We start from the raw sequence: 18,244 nt of genomic DNA, 5'->3' as shown, positions 1-18,244 counted from the left end.
CCCCACACCGGGGCGCGGGGGAGCGCGGGGGCGCGGACGTGGGGGTTCGCGCTCTTGCGGGGCGCGGGACAATGGAAGACGGCCCGGGATTCCGGGCCGTGCCTGTGCGAGGAGGAGAAGGACCATGGCGGAACCCGCGGAGCGGAGCGGACAGCGACGGCTGCGGCCGGCACCGCTGGTCTTCGAGCCTGCCGAGGCGACCGCCGACCCGGAGCACTTCTTCGACCTGGAGTCGATCGAGGATCCGCGGGAGCTGCTGGCGCGGGCGACGGAGCTGACGCTGGCGTTCCGTGCGGCGACGGACCGGGCGACCGAGTTCCAGGCCATCGCCGCGGCCCAGCTCGCGGATCCGCGCCGGTTCGACCGGCTCACGGCGGCGGCCGTCGCCGAGAGCGCCCAGTGGACCGAGGACTACGCGGTCAAGATGATCGAGTTCGGCCGCGACCTGATCCGGACGAACGGCGGCCCGGCGGAGGAGTAGGACCCGGCGTCGCGGGCCCGTGCGTCCGGCCTGCGTCAGCTGGCATATGCGGACCGCACGATACTCCTCGCCGGACCCTTCTGTCCGGGTTTTCGGGAACCCTGGGAAACCGGTCCGTCACGGCGAGTAGACCTGATCCATGACGACCTGGCTGCGCGACGAGACCCCGCACGACGTCTTCCGGTTCCTCCGGGAGGGTGACGAGGGACGGCACCAGACGGCCCGGGTGACCGCCGACGGGGCTGCGTGGCTCGCCTCGGCCGCCGGAGGGGACGGCGCCGCCCTCACCCGCTGGGAGGCCCGTCCGTCCTCGCCGGCCGCGCTGCCCTGCGGGTCGGTCTTCGACGTCGTCAACGTGGACCCGGTCTTCGGGCGCCGGATGCTCGACCGCCTCTGGGAGGAGGGTCCCGGCTCCGGGCCCGTCGCGACGCACCGGGGCCGGATGATGCTGTTCACCGCGCCGGGCACGGCCCAGCGGCTGCCCGCCCTGCTCGACTGGGAGGAGTGGGGCGACGCCGTCCCCCGGCCGCTCTGCCACGGGGTCGGCGACGCGGTGACCGTCCCGCCGCTGGTGCCCGGCGACAGCTCCGGGCCCCGCTGGCTGGTCGCCCCGGACACCCTCCACCCCTGGCTGCCGGGTCCCGAGGTCGTGCTCTGGGCCTGTGTACGGGCCGTCCGGGCGGCCTCCGCCGCCGACGTGCGGGTATCGATTTTTCCTCCCGCCGATCCGGGTGCTAATGTCTACGACGTCAGCAGGCGCCGCTAGCTCAGTTGGTTAGAGCAGCTGACTCTTAATCAGCGGGTCCGGGGTTCGAGTCCCTGGCGGCGCACAGACGGAAGAAGCCCCTCGCGGAAGCGGGGGGCTTCTTCGTGTTCCGGACCGGCTGCGGGCGGTGTCCCGACCCGGGCTCCGGACGGCGCCGCTCAGTCCACGGCGGGCGGGGTGATCCGGACCGTCCAGGCGCCCGTCGCGGTCCGGTCGGTGACCTCGACCCGGACGCCGGTACCGGGCACGGTGAGGGTCTCGCCCTCCTCCAGCGGGGCGTCCGCGAGCGGCGGGTAGACCGAGCGGTCCCAGCACGCCTCGGTGCGCGGGTGCGCGTCGACGACCTCGACCGGGCCGTCGCCGGAAGCCGCTCCGGCCCGCACCCGGTAGACGAGTACGCCCTCGGTGCACGTCTCGGAGTCGTTGCCGGCGTCGCTGCGGGCCTCGACGGCGAGGACGCTGTCCGGGCCGGTGCGCACGACGGCGAGCCGCGTGCCGAGGGTGCCGCCGGCCGGGACCGGGGCGTCGGTCGGCTCCAGGCTGATCACCCGGGCGGCGGTCCCCTGGACGCAGCTGACCTGGGCCCGCGAGAGCCAGCCGAGCTTCCACTTGTGCCAGCCGAAGAGGTCCGGCGAGAGCCCGAACTGGCTGCCCATGACGTCCCAGTCCCCCACATGGGTGTCCCAGTCGCCCTTGCCGTCCACCGGGCGGCGGTAGAGGTCGGGCAGGTCGAAGACGTGGCCGGTCTCGTGGGCGAGCACGTTGCGGTCGGGCGGGTGCCGTTCGAAGACCGTGACGACCCGCTTGATCTCGGTGCCGTCGGCCTCCAGGGGGCGTTCGAGGTTGACGACCTTGGTGGCGTCCGAGTCCACGCCGGGGGCGTCCGGGTCGGCGACCAGGTAGACGATGTCGTACGCGGAGAAGTCGACGGCCGGGTCCGCCGCCGCGATCGCGTCGCGGAGGTAGTCGGCCCGCTTCCCGGTGTCCCAGTCCCGCCGTATGTCGTAGGCACCGGACTCGCGCGGCATCCTGGTCCAGGTCAGCTGGGGGTGCGGGCGCAGGACGAAGCGCCCGTAGGAGGCCCGCTCGAAGAACTCGCCGGTGGCGGGGAAGTGGTCGGCGGCGAGCTCGGCGGGCTCGGTGAGCGGCTCGGAGTCCGGGAAGGACAGGAAGACCATGACCGCGTCGAGGGTCCGCGTGGGGCGCGGGTAGGACGCGTTCCAGGTGTCGAGACCGAGCGAGTGATGAGCGGCGGTACGGGGCAGGGCGCAGGGGGTTCCCGACGTCGCGCCGACGGCGGGGCCCGCGACGAGGCCGGTGGCGGCCAGGGCGGCGAGCGAGGTGAAGGCCGCCGCTCCGGCACGCAGCCGTGGGCGTTCCACTCCCCCGGGTGGCTGCTGACCCCTCACGTGGACCTCCGGATCGCGTTTGCGGGACTCCCCACCCACCTTGTGACGATTCAAGGCGTTTCGCATGTTTCCGCTGCCCCGGTCGGGTGAAGGCGCGCCACGGGGTGGACGCGAGACGGGCGCACTTCAGCTCACGGACAGTCACATTCGGTCAGACTGTCATCGACCTGCGTCAGACCCGCGCAGAGACGATCGGGCCTCACACGGGGGTGGGCTTCGACACACGGGTGGGTGCCCCTCGCGCGCGCCCCGGAGCTGGAACGCTCCCCCGGACGGGCTCTATGATCGGCTCACTCTTCCTCGGCCGACCATCCCGACCACATGTGACCGGCCCGACTGCACTACGGGAGCGATCGGTGAGCGCAACCCCCGAAGGATCGGTGCACCCACAGCCGCCGGAGACACAGCCGGCCGAGCCCGCACTCACGGAGCGTCACCGGGCGGCCCCGGAACCCGAACGCCGTACCGGCGGGCGCCCCGCGGCCCCGCCCCGGACCGCCGGAGACCCCGGTGCCGAACTCCGCGACCGCGACGCCGCCTTCCGGATCGCCCGGCTCGCCATGGCCGTCGTGGACGAGGACGGCGTCGTGGTCACCGCCAACGACTCCTTCGGCGCCCTGCTCGGCACCGAGCCCGGCGAGCTGCGGGAGCGGGCCGCCGCGGACCTGGTCGACCTCGCCTCCGACGGCCGCACCTGGCACGCGTACCGCGAGGTGCTGCGCGGGCGCCGCTCGCGCTTCCGCTGCACCCGGCGCCTCAAGCACCCCGACGGCCGCTCCCTGTGGGCCGAGATCACCGTCGCCCCGATGCCCGAGAGCCGGCGCGTCCTGGTGTCGGTCACCGACATCGGCGAGCGGCGCGAGCTCCAGGCGCGGCTGCGCCACCTCCAGATGCACGACCCGGTGACCCGGCTGCCCAACCGGGCGCTGTTCTTCGAGCGCCTCTCGGCGGCCCTGGACGGCGCCGCCCCGGTCGTCGGGCCCGGGTCCGAGGGCGGGCCGGCCGGCGCGTCCCCCTCCCCCGACCGTTCATACGAGTCGTACGGGTATGGCAGAACAGGGCGGATCGGCCTCTGCTACCTGGACCTCGACGGCTTCAAGGCCGTCAACGACACCCTGGGCCACCGGGTCGGCGACCGGCTCCTCGCCGCCGTGGCGGCCCGGCTGACCGAGTGCGCGGACAGCGACGGCTACACCCGCAGCGGCGGCCATCTGGTGGCGCGGCTCGGCGGCGACGAGTTCGCGATCCTGGTCGAGGAGTCCACCGGCACCGAGCAACTGGCGGACCTGGCGCGCTCGGTGCTGTGCGCCCTCCAGCACCCCTTCGACCTGGCCGGGCAGCGCCTGTCGGTCTCCGCCTCGATCGGGGTGGTCGAGCGATCCGCGCAGGGGACGACGGCGACGGCGCTGATGCAGGCCGCGGACACCACGCTGTACTGGGCCAAGGCCGACGGCAAGGCCCGCTGGACCCTCTTCGACCCGGAGCGCAACGCCCACCGGATGACGCGTCAGGCGCTCTCGTCCACGCTGCGTCCGGCCGTGGAGCTCGGCGAGTTCGCGCTGGAGTACCAGCCGCTCGTGGACCTGGCGGACGGGGCGGTGCGCGGGGTGGAGGCGCTGGTGCGCTGGAACCACCCCCAGTTCGGCTCCCTCACGCCGAATCGGTTCATCGGGATCGCCGAGGAGGACGGTTCCATCGTGGAGCTCGGCCGGTGGGTCCTCCACACGGCCTGCCGCCAGGCCCGTCGGTGGCAGAAGGACCATCCGGGCGAGCGCCCGATCTTCGTGAGCGTCAACGTCGCGGTCCGCCAGGTCTGGGACTCCGACCTGGTCGCGGACGTCGCCGGGATCCTCGCCGAGACCGGGCTCGCCCCGCACCTGCTCCAGCTGGAGCTGACCGAGTCCGCCGTGATGGGTTCGGCGGGCCGGCCGCTCCAGGCGCTCCAGGCGCTGAGCGACATGGGGGTCCGGATCGCCATCGACGACTTCGGCACCGGCTACTCGAACCTGGCCTACCTGAGCCGGTTGCCCGTCTCGGTGCTCAAGCTCGACGGCTCCTTCGTCCGCGGCTTCCAGGACGAGGAGCACGCCAACCCGGCGGACGAGCTGATCGTGGAGGCGCTCGTCCACCTCGCGCACCGGCTCGGGCTCACCGTCACCGCCGAGTGCGTCGAGACCTCGGGGCAGGCCGACCGGCTGCGCCGGATCGGCTGCGACACCGGACAGGGCTGGCTGTACTCGCGGGCCGTGGCCCCCGAGCGCATCGACGCGCTGATCGGCACGGAGCCGCTGAGCGTGTAGGCGGCTCCCCGCCCGCGGCCGGGCGGGGAGCCGTCCCTGGCCGGACATGGAACTGCCCCCGGCCGGAGGGACATTCCGGGCGGGGGCAGCGGTCATGAGGGGCTCAGCGGGTCAGGCACTCAGCAGGCGCCGAGGTCCTGCCAGACGCCCCACTCGCCGGTGGTGCCGGGGGCCTCGTTCTGCGTCCACCACTTGGCCTTCCACTTGCGGCCGTTGTGGGCGACCTCGTTGCCCGCGTTGTAGATGGTGCCGGCCACGTACGCCGGGACCGAGCCGCAGCCCGAGGTGGGCGGGGTCGTCGGCGGCGTGGTGGGCGGGGTGGTCGGGGGCGTCGTCGGCGGGGTGGTCGGCGGCGTCGTGGTCGGCGGGGCGGTGGTGCCGCCGAGCGCGGTGTTGATCTGCTTCAGCAGGGTGGCGTTCTCGTCCAGGCCGAGGAGCGAGTACATCATCGCGCCGCCCAGGCCGCGCTGCTTGGCGTAGTCCACGCGGGCCTGGATGGACTTCTGGTTCAGGCCGGTGAAGAACTCGCCGTCCTTGTAGAAGTACGAGGACTTCGCCTGGTCGTCCCAGAAGGTGGTGGAGGCGTTGTCGACGATGCCGCCGAGCTCCTTGTAGTGCGCGATGCCGGCCTGCTGGCTCAGCGGGCGGACGTTGGAGCCGCCGGTCGCGGTCTGCGCGAGGCCGTTGGCGGCCCCGGCCGGGACACCCTTCCAGCCGCGGTAGTAGAACTCGTAGCCCAGGGTCAGCTTGTTGGCGGGGAAGCCGCCGGCGATGCCGTAGGCGGGCTTGCCGTCGATCCAGGAGTCGATCGCGTTGTCGATCGAGTACTTCTCGGTGCCCGGGGCGATCGGGTCGGTCGGGTCGTTCGCGCCGGAGTAGAGCGGCGACTGGTGGTACGTGGGCCCGTCGCCGTCCCAGGCGCCGTGCATGTCGTACGTCATGATGTTGGCGTAGTCCAAGTACTGGCCGATCTTGTCGGTCTCGATGTACTTGATCTTGTCCTGGCCGGCCGGCATGGCGGCGGTCAGCATGTACTTCTTGCCGCCGTTGGCCGCGCCGTACTCGTCGAGCTGCTTGCGGAACTCGGCGAGGAGCAGGGTGAAGTTCTGCTTGTCCTCGGGGGCGTAGTGGTTGCCCAGGTGGCCGCCGGAGGAGCCGGGGTACTCCCAGTCGATGTCGATGCCGTCGAAGATGCCGGCCGCCGTGCCCGCGCCGCCGTAGCCGCCCTCGACGGGCAGGTTGCCCTTGATGTACTGGTCGATGCAGGAGGACACGAGCTTCTTGCGGCTCGCGTCCGTCTTCGCCGCGTCGCTGAAGAACTTGGAGTAGGTCCAGCCGCCGAGCGAGATGTTGATCTTCAGGTGGGGGTACTTCGCCTTCAGTTCCTTGAACTGGTTGAAGACGCCCACGATCGGCTGGTCCCACTTGTCGGCGACGCCGTCCACGGAGTCGGCCGCGCTGAAGGACTTCTGGTAGTCGGCGTACGAGTCGCCCGCACCGTCACCCGCGTTGGGGTTGTTGTCGTCACCCGCGGCCTTGTTGGCCTCGAAACAGGTGAGGTTGGTGGGGTGGATGTTGCCGAACGAGTAGTTGATGACGTCCAGCTGGCTCGCGATGCCCCGGGTGTCGAGGTGCTTGGGGTAGAACGCGTTGCCGTAGACGCTCCACTGGTCGTAGTACGCGATGCGCACGTTGCCCGCAGAGGCAGTGGTCGACGTGTCGGCCGCCTGGGCGGAGCCGAGGCCGACGGTCGCGGCGAGCGTACCGGCGGCGAGGGCCGAGCTCAGGAGCGCGGCGATCAAGGGCTTACGGGGGTGCACGTGCGGCCTCCGATGGGGGGAGTACTGGGTGGTGCCGTACAGGAGCTGAGGAAGTGATAGCCGCCGGATGAACGGCACGTCAATGGTCTGAACCAGATTGAGGACTAGACCAATTTCATGGCGAAAGACCTCGTCAGAGCCGTGCAGCACAAAACGAAACCGCCCGCCACCATCGGTGACGAGCGGTTTAAGGTTCACTTAGGACAGATCGCGGGTCCGTTCGGCACTGGACCAACCGGCCTGTGGAACTCCGGTTTCACCCGGCCGACCCCTCCACGAAATCCGGGAGCACGGGGAGTTCGTAGGCGTCGGCGATCAACTCGTAGCTCCGCAGCCGGGCTTCCCCGCCGTGCGCGTTCGCCGTGATCATCAGCTCGTCCGCGCCCGTCCGCTTCCGCAGGTCGTCCAGGCCCCCGCGGACCTCGTCCGGCGTGCCGTACACGACGTTCGCCAGCCAGCTGTCCACGAACTCCCGCTCGGCCGGGCTGAATCCGTACGCCTCCGCCTCCTCGGGCGTCGGCACCAGGCCGGGTCGGCCCGTGCGCAGCCGCAGCATCGCCAGGGCCCCGGAGAGGACCTGGCGGCGGGCCTGCGCCGCCTCGTCGGCGGCGAGCGCGGAGACGCCGATCAGGGCGTACGGCGCGTCGAGGACGGCCGAGGGCCGGAACGACTCCCGGTAGAGGTCGAGCGCCGGGATCGTGTTCCTGGCCGAGAAGTGGTGGGCGAAGGCGAAGGGCAGGCCCAGCAGGCCGGCGAGACGGGCGCTGAAGCCGGAGGAGCCCAGCAGCCAGACCGGCGGGCGCCCCTTCGGACCCTGCACCGGGCCGGGGACGGCGTGGATCCGGGCGTAGGGGTGCCCGTCCGGGAAGTCGTCGTCGAGGAAGCGGGTCAGCTCGGCCAGCTGCTCGGGGAAGTCGTCCGCGCCCTCGTTCAGGGTGTCGGTGCGCCGCAGGGCCGCCGCCGTGGCGCCGTCGGTGCCGGGCGCGCGCCCCAGGCCCAGGTCGATCCGGCCCGGGGCGAACGCCTCCAGGGTGCCGAACTGCTCGGCGATGACCAGCGGCGCGTGGTTGGGCAGCATGACGCCGCCCGAGCCGAGCCGGATGCGCCGGGTGTGGGCGGCGAGGTGGGCGAGGATCACCGCCGGGGAGGAGGAGGCGACCCCCGGCATGGAGTGGTGCTCGGCCACCCAGTGCCGGTGGAAGCCGCGCCGCTCGGCGAGCCGGCTCAGCTCGACGCTGGTGGCGAGCGCCTGGGTCGCGGTCCGCCCGCTGCCGACGGTCACCAGGTCCAGTACGGACAGCGGTACGGGCGCGGTCCCCCGCGCTTCTCCTCGAATGTCGTCGGTCACCGTCGGGACCCTCCTCGGCACAGGTGCGGCTGCGTCGCCCGGAGACGCTCCCCGGGCGCGCCCCCGGAACGGTCTCGCGGGGACATCAGGGCTACAACAGGAGGGGGTCTCCGCTTATTCCGGCGACCAGGGAGGGTTCTCGGCCACCCCGGAGGCCGTGGCCGGGTCCGTTCGGCGATAAAAAATCTCCGGCCGGCCACCGGCCGAACGGTCGCACGGGCGCCGTCGCGCACCCCGCTGACCTGAGACTCTCCGCACCACTCATGACGTGGGCATATGCCAGGGTGGCGCGCCCCAGCGTACGGCCCGGATCGTCCGCATCATTCTCGCCAACAGCCGCCCCGTAAACGGTCCTTGGCGGCTATCGTGGTACGAAAGCTTGCGGTCACAACCTGGTAGGGGGAAACCGTGGCGCTGAAGCCCGAGCCCACCGCGCCGTTCCACTCGGTGCAATATGCCCTGCGCGTCCTCGAGACGGTGTCGCGGCACGGTGGCGGAGTGACGGACGTCCAGATCGCGCGCGAGACCGGCCTGCCCGTCGCCCACCTCTCGTCCCTGCTCCTCATGCTCCGGCGCGAGGGGTACGTCGAGCAGGTCGCCGACGGCGCGTACGTGATCGGGGACTCCCTCGTCCTCCTCGGCTCCGGCCTGACCCGCCGCGAAGCCCTGGAGGCCAAGCTCCAGGAGACTCTGACCGAGCTCCGGGACTCCGTCGGCGCGGCGGTCTACATCAGCCGGTACATCGACGGCGAGGTGAAGATCACCCAGTTCGCCGACGGCCCGCGCACGCCCAAGGTCAACGAGTGGGTCGACTTCCGCTCGGCGGCGCACGCCAGCGCGGTCGGCAAGTGCCTGCTCACCCAGCTCGACCAGAACGGACGGCGGGACCACCTGTCCCGCCACAAGATCGCCCGGCTGACCTCCCGGACGATCACCAGCGAGCGGATCCTCTTCTCGAAGCTCGACAGCCAGCCGGCCACCGTGCCCGTCCTGGACCTCCAGGAGTACGCGGTGGGCACGGTCTGCGCCGCCGTCCCGCTGACGGCGGGCTCCGCCGTGGGCTGTCTGGCGCTCTCCCTGCCGATCGAGCACGCCCACCGGCTCCGCGCGGCGGCGGACACGCTCAACCGCAGGGCCGCCCCGGTGGTGCTCTCGCTGGCGATCTGAGGACACGGAGGCGACCCGTCCCGCGGGGTGGTCGGAAGCACCCCCCGGGACCGGGTAGTATTTTCTCTGTCAGCAGGCGCCGCTAGCTCAGTTGGTTAGAGCAGCTGACTCTTAATCAGCGGGTCCGGGGTTCGAGTCCCTGGCGGCGCACCGACAGAGAAGACCCCCTCGCTTCGGCGAGGGGGTCTTCTCGTCATGCCCGGAGGTAGGTCAGCACGGCCAGGACGCGCCGGTGGGTGTCCTCCGCCGGCGGCAGGTCCAGCTTCGCCAGGATGTTGCCGATGTGCTTGCCGACCGCGGCCTCGGTCACGACCAGCCGCCGGGCGATCGCCCCGTTGGAGTGGCCCTCCGCGACCAGGGAGAGGACCTCGCGCTCGCGGGGGGTCAGCGCCGCGAGGGGGTCCCGGTGGCGGCGCAGCAGCTGCCGCACGACCTCGGGGTCGACGACAGTCCCGCCGTCCGCGACGCGGTTCAGGGCGTCCAGGAAGTCCTCGACCTGGCCGACCCGGTCCTTCAGCAGGTACCCGACGCCGGTGCCGTCGCCCGCGTCCAGGAGGTCGGCGGCGTAGCTGCGCTGCACGTACTGGCTGAGGACCAGGACCGGCAGGGCGGGCCGCTCGGCGCGCAGGGCGACCGCGGCACGCAGCCCCTCGTCCTGGAAGCCGGGCGGCATCCGCACGTCGGTGACGACGATGTCCGGGTCGTGGGCGGCGACCGCCTCGCGCAGGGCGTCCGCGTCGCCGACGGCGGCGACGACCTCGTGGCCGAACCGGGCCAGGAGTCCGATCAGCCCCTCCCGGAGGAGGACGCCGTCCTCGGCGAGGACGACGCGGAGCTTTCGGGCAGTGCGGGACACGGGATCTCCACTCGCAGGACGGTCGGCCCGCCCGGCGGGCTCATGATCGTCAGTGTGCCATCGAGGACGGCGATCCGGTCGGCGAGTCCGGTGAGCCCGCTCCCCCGGGCCGGGTCCGCGGCGCCCCGCCCGTCGTCCTCGACGTCGAGCCGCAGCAGCCCGTCGGCGTGGCGGGCGGTGATCACCGCCCGGGTCGCGCCGCTGTGCCGGCCGATGTTCGCGAGCGCCTCGCGGACGGCGAAGTACCCGGCGCTCTCCACGCTCGTCGGCAGCCGGGGCAGCTCGACGTCGGTGTCGACGGGGACGGCGGAACGGTCGGCGGCGTCGGCGAGCGCGGCGCCGAGCCCGTAGTCGGCGAGCACCTGGGGGTGGATGCCGTGGATCAGCTCGCGCAGCTCCGTCAGGACCTGGCCGGCCTCCGTGTGGGCCTTGGCCAGCTGGTCGGCGAGCGGGCCCGGCGGGGCGTCGAAGCGGGCCAGGCCGAGCGTCATCGACAGGGCGACCAGCCGCTGCTGGGCCCCGTCGTGGAGGTCCCGCTCGATCCGCCGCCGCTCGGCCTCGAAGGCGTCGACCAGCCGGGCCCGGGAGGCGATGACCTCGCCGATCCGGCCGTCCGGCCCGTCGGCCTCGCGCGGCGCGAGAAGCGCCCGGGCGAGGGCGGCCCGCGCTCCGGCGACGGCGGTGAGCGGATAGGCCAGCGCCACGAGGAGGACGGCGCCGAGCAGCGCGGCGGCGAACGCCTCGGGGTAGGAGGTGACCAGGTACGCCTTGACGACCTTGGCCTCCCGGCCGTCCACCGCCAGCTGGAGCGGCGCGCTCGTCAGCGCGAGGGGCAGCCCCGCGCCGACCGCGAGCACGATCAGGTCCAGTGGCCACAGCACCACGGCGAGCAGCAGCCCGTACGCGAGCTCACGCCAGGTGGCCTGCTCCCCCACCCGGACCCGGAGCCACGCGGCGAGTCCGGGTGCGGCGGGGACCCGGTGCGGGTCGGGCGCCGGGTCGCGGTCGACCAGCCGGAGCCTGCGGCGCTCGATGCCGCCGAGGGCGGGCCCGGAGAGCAGCAGCAGCGGCAGCCCCACCACGAACAGCGAGAACACCCCGAGGACCAGGAACACCAGGCAGGCCGCCGCACCGACGACCGCCCCGCTCGCCAGGTATCCGGCCGCGCGCCAGGGCCACGACGAGAGCGGGAAGCGCGTCCGGGTGAGTGCCTGCAGGCAGGTGCGGGGTTCCATGGGCGCCCACGGTAGGCGGCGACCGCCGTGCGGTGCCATGGGCCTGGAGGGCGGGTCCGGGGTGGGGCGGGCCCTACCCCGCCTCGGGGGTGGGGGCGCGGTCGTGGCGGGCGTACTCCTCCCGGAGTGCGGCCGTCGCGGCGGGGGTCAGGGGTTCGTAGGGGGCTCCGGGGGCGGGGCGCCACCAGACCGGGTCGGGGCAGAGGAAGGACGCGCGGCGCAGGGCGACCCGGTGGATCTTGTTGGTGGCGGTGAGGGGGAGTTCGGGAACGACCCGGACGAAGCGGGGGGGCATCTTCGTCCCCAGGTCCGGCTGGGCGGCGAGGAAGGCGGTGAACGCCGCCGGGTCGAAGGCGGCTCCCTCGCGCAGGGCGAGCGCCGCCATGACCTGGTCGCCGGAGACCGGGTCGGGGACCGCGTACACCGCCACGCCGGCGGCCCGGTCCCAGCGGGCGAGGATGTGCTCGATCATCGCCGCCGCGAGGTTCTCGCCGTCGACCCGCAGCCGGTCGTCGGTGCGGCCCGCGAAGTAGAGGAAGCCGGCGGCGTCCCGGTAGAAGAGGTCGCCCGTCCAGTACCAGCCGTCGCGCAGCCGGGCGGCCTCGGCCTCGGGGTTGCGCCAGTAGCCCTCGAAGGGCGACCGGCCCCGGTTGACGAGTTCCCCGACGGCCTCGGAGCCGTTGAGGAGCCGGCCCTCGGGCGAGAAGCGGGCGGGCGGGCACTCCCGGCCGGTCCCGGCGTCGATCACGGCGAGGTCGTCGGCGTCCGCGGCCCGGCCGATCGCGCCGGCGGGGGTGTCCGGGGTCCGCTGGACGGCCGCGCCGCCCTCGGAGGAGCCGTACCCCTCCACGAGCGGGACCCCGAAGCGCTCCCGGAAGCGGGCCGCGTCCACCGCCCCGGCCTCCGTGCCGAAGCCGAGCCGGAGCGGGTGGTCGCGGTCGTCGGGTCCGGGCGGGGTGGCGAGCAGGTACTGGACGGCCCGTCCCACGTAGGTGAAGTAGGTGGCGCCGAAGCGGCGCACGTCGGGCAGGAAGCGGGAGGCGCTGAAGCGGGCCCGCAGCGCGACCCCGGCGCCGACGGTGAGCGCGGGCGCCCAGTCGGCGATCACCGCGTTGCCGTGGAACATCGGCATGCAGACGTAGTGGACGTCGTCGGGGCGCACTCCGAAGTGGGCGACGAGGGAGGCACCGGCCGCCGCGAGGCGCCCCTGGCTGCAGAGCGCGGCCTTGGGTGCGCCGGTCGATCCGGAGGTGAAGGAGAGCAGGAAGCGGCTGTCGGGCCGGACGGGGCCGAGGCGCGCCTCGCCGGGGCGGGCGTCGGCGTAGGGGGCGAGCAGCTCGCGGTAGGCGTCGGTGTCCGTGACCAGGACGCGCACGCCCGGCAGCGGGAGCCCGTCGAGGAGGGGCAGGTGGGCGCGCTGGGTGACGAGGACGCGGCACGCGGTGTGCCGGATGTCCCGGGCGAGTTCGGCGCCGCGCCGGGTGGGGTTGATCCCGGCGACGGCGGCCCCCGCGAGGGCCGCCGCGCTGAGCCAGAGCGGGTACTCCGGCGTGTTGTCGAGCAGGATGCCGAGGTGCGGCTCGCCCCCCGGCACGGGTGGCATCAGGTCCACGAGCAGTGCGGCCCGCGCGGCGGCGCCGGCGGCGACCTGGTGGTGGGTGAGGGTGTGGTGTTCGTCCCTCAGACCGGTCCGGTGGTCGCCCCACTGGCGTCGTACGAGCTCCGCGACGGTGTCCGCACCCCTCATGGGCCGGACTGTAACTGACGTATCGTCAGAACTGAACGGCCGGGATCGGCCGACCGGTCAGAACTTGACGTCCGAGCAGGCGTAGAAGGCGTTCGCGGTGTCCGCGATCGTCCACACCGCCAGGATGACGTGACGGCCCGTCTTGCCCGCCGGGATGGTCCCGGAGTGCGAGAGGGTCGCCGGCGGCTGCTGGTTGTTGTAGGGGACGGTGAGGAACGGCTGCGGGTCGAGCGCGGCCCGGGTCAGCTTCTGACTCGGGTTCCAGCCGTTCTTGGTGATGTAGTACTTGAAGTCGGTGGTGCGGTGCCGGGCCGTGAACTGCCAGCGGAAGCTGTAGCTCTGCCCCGCCGTGAGGCTCGTCGCCGGCCAGGCGCCGCCCCGGGGGTCGTCGAGCTCGGCGAACTGCGCGAGCCCGGCCGAACAGATCTTGCCGTCGGCGGGTCCGGCGGAGGGGAAGCCCTTGGGCCCCTCGACCGACTGCGGCTCCCACTGGATGGATCCGCAGTTGGTCACGGTGCCGTTGGCGCAGAGCTTCTGGCGGCTGATCGGCGAGTCGGTGTAGCCGTGGCTTCCGGCGCTGCCGGTGCCGAGGAGGGTGACGCCGGCGACGCCGAGCGCCACCACCGCCGCCCCGACTGACTTGTTGCGCATGCTGTCGCTCCAGGAGAACGTGGGGAGTTCCGGTGGGTCGTGCTGCACGCGTGCGGTCGTACGGGCCGACAGGTCGGCCCTGGTGCGGGTGGTTCATTTTGGTCTGGACCAAGTACCAAGGTATGGACGGAAGTTGAACCTGTCCATCCCCTCACGCACCCTCGGCCGGAGCCGTGCGGCCCGTGTAGAACGCCACCGTCAGGTCCTTGACCAGCGCCTTGCGCTCGTAGTCGTCCAGCTCCACCAGACCACGACTGGTCAGCCGGTGGACCACGTCGTCCACCGCGTCCACCACCGACGTCAGGACGCTGTCCCGGTGCTTCGCGTCGATCGCCGCGATCCGTCGCCGCTGCATCGCCGCCGCGACCTCCGGGGCGTACTCGATCCTCGTCGGCTGCGCCGAGAAGACGTCCACGCCGACCGGGGCGCACTCCGCCGACAGCATCCGCGTCAGCGCCTCGCCGACCGCCTCCGCGTCCCGGAGCGTCGGGGCGTCCTCGTGGAACGCGTCCGCCGGAAGCTGCGACAGCACCCGCGCCATCGCCGCCTCCACCTGCTCGCGCAGGTACTCCTCGTGCCCGTCGACGCCCAGCGCCGCCCGGACCGTGTCGCGCACCCGCCACACCACGAGCACGGTGACGTCGAGCGCCGTGCCCTTGGCGTCCACCGCCGACAGCGGCTCACTGCGCCAGTGCCGGAGCCGTACGTCCACCCGGCGACGCAGCAGCAGCGGACTCACCCACACCAGACCGGTCCGCCGGACCGTGCCCCGGTAGTCACCGAACAGGGTCAGCACCCACGCGTAGCCGACCCGGCCCCGGCCCAGACCGCCCAGCGCGAAGAGCGTCGCCACCACGCCGAGCGCCAGCAGCGCCCACTGCCCGAGGTGGATGCCGTGGTACGGACGCACGGGCAGCCGCAGCATCCGCGCCGCCCCCTCGGGCACGACCCCCGTCCACCACACGACCGCGGCCGAACCCGCGATCGCCAGCGCGCCCGCAGCCACACCGACCCACCCGGGCAACGCCGGCCCCGGCCGCTCCACCAGCGCGGGATCGGCGGTCGGCACCGGCCTCTTGGCGGGCACGGCCCCCGCCTCCTTCCCGGGCCCCTGCTCCTCCTCCTGCCGGGCGTGCCGGGCGTGCCTGCCCTGCCGTGCGGTCCCGTCCCGCTTCTCCGGCTTCTCCCCGTCCTGCGGGGACCGCTTCACGTGCTCGACCACCGCCGCGGCCGACGCCTGCGTCTTCGACGGCGCCGGGATCGCGGTCTTCCCGCCGCTCTTCGACAGCGGCGACGCGGCCAGGGGCAGCGGCGGCGCCATGGCCACCGTGTCCGGCCCCCCGTCGTCCCCCGCGGCCCCGGACCCCGGGGCCCCCGGCTCGTCCCGGAACAGCAGGTGCACCGGGATCGAGCCCGTCGTCTCCGCCCCGATCACGTTCTTCCGCCGCGCCGCCCGCACCGCGGCCGCGACCGGCACCGCGACGGCCCCGACCCCCGCCCCGGCGATCTTCCCGAAGTCGGGCACCCTCTTCTCCACCGCGACCGCCGGCTCCCGGTCCTCCTCCGCGGGTACCGCCACCGGAACCGCCGGCGTCCCCCCGCTCCGCACCGCAGCGGCGGCGAACACCTCCGCCGACTTGCGCGTGACGGCCCCCGCCTCGAAGGCCGCCGCGGGCGCCCCGGGCCCGTCCGGCTCGCGGGCGGCACCCTCCGGCCGCCCGCCGACGGGTGCCGTGACCGAGGACGCCGCGGGCGCCCCGCCGACCGCGCTCGACGCGGCGCCCGCCGGGCGGGCGGGGCCGGAGTCGTCGGGACCCGAGGCCGCCGGGCCGGTGGACGCGCCCGCCGGGCGGGCGGGCGGGGACGTGCCGGGGCCGGGGCTCGCGGGCGTACCGACGGGGGCACCGGCGGCCGGGCCGGCAGGTGCGGAACCGGCGGGGCCGTCGCCCGTCGGGCGGGCCGGCGCGGGGTCCGCGGCATCGCCCGTCGTCACCCGGAACGAGGAGACCACCGGCCGCGCCGCCGCTGGGTCGGCGATGCGGAATCCCGCCACGTGACCGGACGCGGCGGGCTCCGCAGGCGTGGGCGGCGAGGCGGGCGCGGAGCCTCCGGGGCGCTCGCCCCTCGCCTCCTCGGACACGGAGACCGCCGGGGCGGTCGGCGCGGCATGGGCGGCCGGGGCTGTCGGGGTTGCCGGTGTGGAAGGAACGGTGCCCGAGCCGTCCGAGCGGGCTCCGACGGGCTTGCTGCCGACGGGGGTTGCCCGGAGGGGATCGGCGGGGCCCGAGCCCGCCGCCGCTCCGGCGGTCGCGTCCGCCCGGGGAGCGACCGGGGAATCGACGGGGCGGGAGTCCCCCGACGGGGAGGCGGGCGGGGCGGCTTCCGCGGTGCCCGCCGGGGCGGTCGGGGTGGTCGGGGTGTCGGCCGCCGGGGCGGTGGCCGGTCCGGACGGGGCCCGGTCGGCGGACACCGGCGCCGTGGGGAGCCCCGGGGCCTCGCCCGACGGGGTCGTCGGCGCGGCCGGGGCGGCCGGGGCGGCGGAGGCGACGCCAACGGCCCCCTCCTCCGCACCCGCACCCGCACCCGCGAGGGGACCGGCACCGGAACCCGCGGCCGCGTCGGCGGCCGGATCCGGCGGAGGGGTCCGGGTGAGGGGCGGGGAGGTACGGGGGAGGGTGCCGTCGGTGAGGCGTCTGGCCGTGCGGGCCGCGTCACGGGAGGCGGCCGCGCCGGAGTCGGCGGGGTGCGGGGTCGATGCCGTCATTCGGGGTCCACCTCATGCTCTCGGGGTCATCGGAACAAACGCCGCCAGGTCTCCGGGCCCGGGTAGCCGTCGGCCGCTGCGCCGCGCCAGCCCTGTACCCGCTGGAACGCCTCGACGTTGCGGCGGTCCGCCTCCGTCCAGCGCGGACCGGGTCCCGACAGGTAGTGCTTGCCGAAGCCCCGCTTCACCAGTTGTTTGCCCAGCTTCTCCACATATGCGTTGGATTGGCCCGGACGGAAGTAGCCACGCCCGGGAAACCCCGTCGCATGCGCGCTCGGACCGCTCGAACCACCCGATCCGCCGATGCTGCGGCCGCCGCCGGTCACGAGGAGCTTCCAGGTGTCGGGCCCGGGGATGCCGTCCGCCTCCTTGCCCTTCCAGCCCTGCGCCAGCTGGAACGCCTGGGTCGCCCGCCGGTCCGCCTCGCCCCACTTCGGGCCGGGCCCCTGGCTGTAGAACTTCCTGCCGCCGCGGTCGACGAGGAGCCTCCCGAGCTGGGTGACGTACGCGTTGTTCGCGCCCGGCCCGAACTTCGCCGCCCCGGGGAAGGATGTGGGGGTCGCGGTCGAGCCCGCGCCGGTGGCGCCGCTGATCACGCCCCGGTAGCGGTAGGGCACGTACCGGTCGGAGTTCTCCCAGTACGCCATGGGCGTCGGCTGCTTCCGCGTGCGCGGCTTGGTCTGCTCGTAGGCGACGTACGAGGTGTGGGTGTAGTCGGTCCAGCCGCCGAAGATCGTGACGTGGGAGCCGCGGGTCGGGTTGGCCGGGTTGTGGAAGAGGAGGATGTCGCCGGGCTGGAGCTCGGTGCGGTCGATCGGGTCGGCGAATCGGTCGAGGCTGCCGGTCCACTCGTTGCTGCGGAGGTTCCAGGCCATCGAGATGTAGCCGGAGCAGTCCTGGCGGTAGCCGTCGGACCAGTACTTCTCCATGGAGTACGGGACCTGCGCGGCCACCCACAGCTTGGCGCGGTTGATGATGTCGGCCCGGGTCGTCCGGGGCAGCGAGGCGGTCGAGATCTGACTGCCCGTCGGAGCCGAGTCGGGGTCCGGTTCGCCGGGGGCGTTCGGCGACGTCTGGGAGCCCGGTCCGGGCGCTCCGTGCAGCGGCCCCCGGCCGCCCTGCGGGGTCTCGGGGCCGGGCCAGGGCGTGGTCGCGGAGGTGTCGCCCTCCGCCGGGACGACCGGGACGGACGGCCCCGTCGGGCCGGCGGGCTCCGCCGGGCGCGGGAGGGCGACGGCCGCCCCGGCCCCGCCCCCGCCCAGGACCACGCCCGCCGCCGTCACCAGGACCAGGGCGCGGCGGGCGCCGTGCGCGGCCGGGTGGCCGCCCGACCGGACGGGCAGGCCCAGCGCGAGGTCGCGGCGGCGCTGGGCGCATCCCGGGCAGCCGCAGTCGGCCGCGGGTTCGAACTCCTCGAAAACCGGCACGCTCATGCGATTCCCCTCCACACTCGTCAAGATCTTTTGACCCTTGTTTCGGGCGTCAGTGTCTCAACTGTCGTGACATGTCGCATTTTGACGGACCGACGGCCCGATATGACCATCCGACAGGCCGGGGCGACCGGAATTGGTCAGGAGCACGCCTTCAGGTCAGGTAGAGTTCTCTCTGTCAGCAGGCGCCGCTAGCTCAGTTGGTTAGAGCAGCTGACTCTTAATCAGCGGGTCCGGGGTTCGAGTCCCTGGCGGCGCACGCAGAGTCAA

General features: G+C 73.8%; 13 protein-coding genes and 3 tRNA genes. 7 read left to right on the top strand and 9 right to left on the bottom strand.

Translation table 11 applies throughout. From position 1 onward, the window contains the following. Nucleotides 1-124: 124 nt before the first annotated feature. The 3 genes from AB0424_RS14135 to AB0424_RS14125 all read left to right on the top strand — a co-directional run bounded on the left by AB0424_RS14135 (nucleotide 125) and on the right by AB0424_RS14125 (nucleotide 1,311). Entirely contained in the window at nucleotides 125-481 is a 357-nt protein-coding gene (locus AB0424_RS14135; protein ID WP_366305061.1) for a hypothetical protein, read from the top strand. Between the two features lie 139 nt (nucleotides 482-620). After that, entirely contained in the window at nucleotides 621-1,247 is a 627-nt protein-coding gene (locus AB0424_RS14130) for a hypothetical protein (protein ID WP_366305059.1), read from the top strand. After that, nucleotides 1,238-1,311 (top strand) — tRNA-Lys (locus tag AB0424_RS14125). The genes AB0424_RS14130 and AB0424_RS14125 overlap by 10 nt, the downstream gene beginning before the upstream one ends. 94 nt (nucleotides 1,312-1,405) lie before the next feature. Here AB0424_RS14125 and AB0424_RS14120 read toward each other — a convergent pair. Then, nucleotides 1,406-2,656 (bottom strand): M6 family metalloprotease domain-containing protein, encoded by a 1,251-nt coding sequence (locus AB0424_RS14120; RefSeq protein ID WP_366305058.1) that lies wholly within the window; start codon nucleotides 2,654-2,656, stop codon nucleotides 1,406-1,408. A 356-nt stretch (nucleotides 2,657-3,012) separates the two neighbouring features. Here AB0424_RS14120 and AB0424_RS14115 point away from each other — a divergent pair, with 356 nt between their 5' ends. Then, entirely contained in the window at nucleotides 3,013-4,956 is a 1,944-nt protein-coding gene (locus AB0424_RS14115) for an EAL domain-containing protein (RefSeq protein ID WP_366305056.1), read from the top strand. A 119-nt stretch (nucleotides 4,957-5,075) separates the two neighbouring features. Here the strand turns inward: AB0424_RS14115 and AB0424_RS14110 are convergent, their stop codons facing one another. Both AB0424_RS14110 and AB0424_RS14105 read right to left on the bottom strand, forming a co-directional pair. Continuing rightward, entirely contained in the window at nucleotides 5,076-6,776 is a 1,701-nt protein-coding gene (locus tag AB0424_RS14110; protein WP_366305054.1) for a glycosyl hydrolase family 18 protein, read from the bottom strand. 256 nt (nucleotides 6,777-7,032) lie between these two features. Beyond that, entirely contained in the window at nucleotides 7,033-8,124 is a 1,092-nt protein-coding gene (locus tag AB0424_RS14105) for an LLM class flavin-dependent oxidoreductase (protein ID WP_366305052.1), read from the bottom strand. Between the two features lie 408 nt (nucleotides 8,125-8,532). Between AB0424_RS14105 and AB0424_RS14100 the strand changes: the two genes are divergently transcribed. After that, entirely contained in the window at nucleotides 8,533-9,291 is a 759-nt protein-coding gene (locus AB0424_RS14100; RefSeq protein ID WP_017237127.1) for an IclR family transcriptional regulator C-terminal domain-containing protein, read from the top strand. 76 nt (nucleotides 9,292-9,367) lie between these two features. Further along, a tRNA-Lys gene (locus tag AB0424_RS14095) sits at nucleotides 9,368-9,441 on the top strand. A gap of 43 nt (nucleotides 9,442-9,484) precedes the next feature. On the opposite strand, the gene AB0424_RS14090 is transcribed toward AB0424_RS14095, so the two are convergent. From AB0424_RS14090 to AB0424_RS14065, 6 genes are all read right to left on the bottom strand, one after another. After that, complete coding sequence (locus AB0424_RS14090) at nucleotides 9,485-10,147, bottom strand: response regulator transcription factor (RefSeq protein ID WP_366305050.1); 663 nt, start codon at nucleotides 10,145-10,147, stop codon at nucleotides 9,485-9,487. Continuing rightward, on the bottom strand, nucleotides 10,078-11,382 hold the full coding sequence (locus AB0424_RS14085; RefSeq protein ID WP_366305048.1) for a sensor domain-containing protein: 1,305 nt from the start codon (nucleotides 11,380-11,382) through the stop codon (nucleotides 10,078-10,080). The genes AB0424_RS14090 and AB0424_RS14085 overlap by 70 nt, the downstream gene beginning before the upstream one ends. A gap of 73 nt (nucleotides 11,383-11,455) precedes the next feature. After that, entirely contained in the window at nucleotides 11,456-13,129 is a 1,674-nt protein-coding gene (locus tag AB0424_RS14080; protein WP_366305047.1) for an AMP-binding protein, read from the bottom strand. A 57-nt stretch (nucleotides 13,130-13,186) separates the two neighbouring features. Next, nucleotides 13,187-13,780, bottom strand: coding sequence for a lytic polysaccharide monooxygenase (locus AB0424_RS14075; RefSeq protein ID WP_366305045.1), 594 nt, complete (start codon nucleotides 13,778-13,780; stop codon nucleotides 13,187-13,189). A gap of 151 nt (nucleotides 13,781-13,931) precedes the next feature. Further along, nucleotides 13,932-16,544, bottom strand: a complete 2,613-nt coding sequence (locus AB0424_RS14070; protein WP_366305044.1) for an SPFH domain-containing protein — start codon at nucleotides 16,542-16,544, stop codon at nucleotides 13,932-13,934. Between the two features lie 26 nt (nucleotides 16,545-16,570). Further along, nucleotides 16,571-17,977 (bottom strand): peptidoglycan-binding protein, encoded by a 1,407-nt coding sequence (locus tag AB0424_RS14065; RefSeq protein ID WP_366305042.1) that lies wholly within the window; start codon nucleotides 17,975-17,977, stop codon nucleotides 16,571-16,573. A 182-nt stretch (nucleotides 17,978-18,159) separates the two neighbouring features. On the opposite strand from AB0424_RS14065, the gene AB0424_RS14060 reads away from it, so the two are divergent. Then, nucleotides 18,160-18,233, top strand: a tRNA-Lys gene (locus AB0424_RS14060). Nucleotides 18,234-18,244 lie beyond the last annotated feature (11 nt).

It is taken from the genome of Streptomyces sp. NPDC051180 (genome assembly GCF_040689545.1).
GTDB lineage: Bacteria > Actinomycetota > Actinomycetes > Streptomycetales > Streptomycetaceae > Streptomyces.
Note: the sequence above shows the minus strand (reverse complement) of the source record. Positions and strands in the feature narration are given on the sequence as shown.

Excerpts from the sequence above, each read along its gene's own strand:
- AB0424_RS14080 (WP_366305047.1), bottom strand. The coding sequence starts at position 13,129 with ATGAGGGGTGCGGACACCGTCGCGGAGCTCGTACGACGCCAGTGGGGC.
- AB0424_RS14130 (WP_366305059.1), top strand. The coding sequence starts at position 621 with ATGACGACCTGGCTGCGCGACGAGACCCCGCACGACGTCTTCCGGTTC.
- AB0424_RS14075 (WP_366305045.1), bottom strand. The coding sequence starts at position 13,780 with ATGCGCAACAAGTCAGTCGGGGCGGCGGTGGTGGCGCTCGGCGTCGCC.
- AB0424_RS14085 (WP_366305048.1), bottom strand. The coding sequence starts at position 11,382 with ATGGAACCCCGCACCTGCCTGCAGGCACTCACCCGGACGCGCTTCCCG.
- AB0424_RS14065 (WP_366305042.1), bottom strand. The coding sequence starts at position 17,977 with ATGAGCGTGCCGGTTTTCGAGGAGTTCGAACCCGCGGCCGACTGCGGC.
- AB0424_RS14070 (WP_366305044.1), bottom strand. The coding sequence starts at position 16,544 with ATGACGGCATCGACCCCGCACCCCGCCGACTCCGGCGCGGCCGCCTCC.
- AB0424_RS14135 (WP_366305061.1), top strand. The coding sequence starts at position 125 with ATGGCGGAACCCGCGGAGCGGAGCGGACAGCGACGGCTGCGGCCGGCA.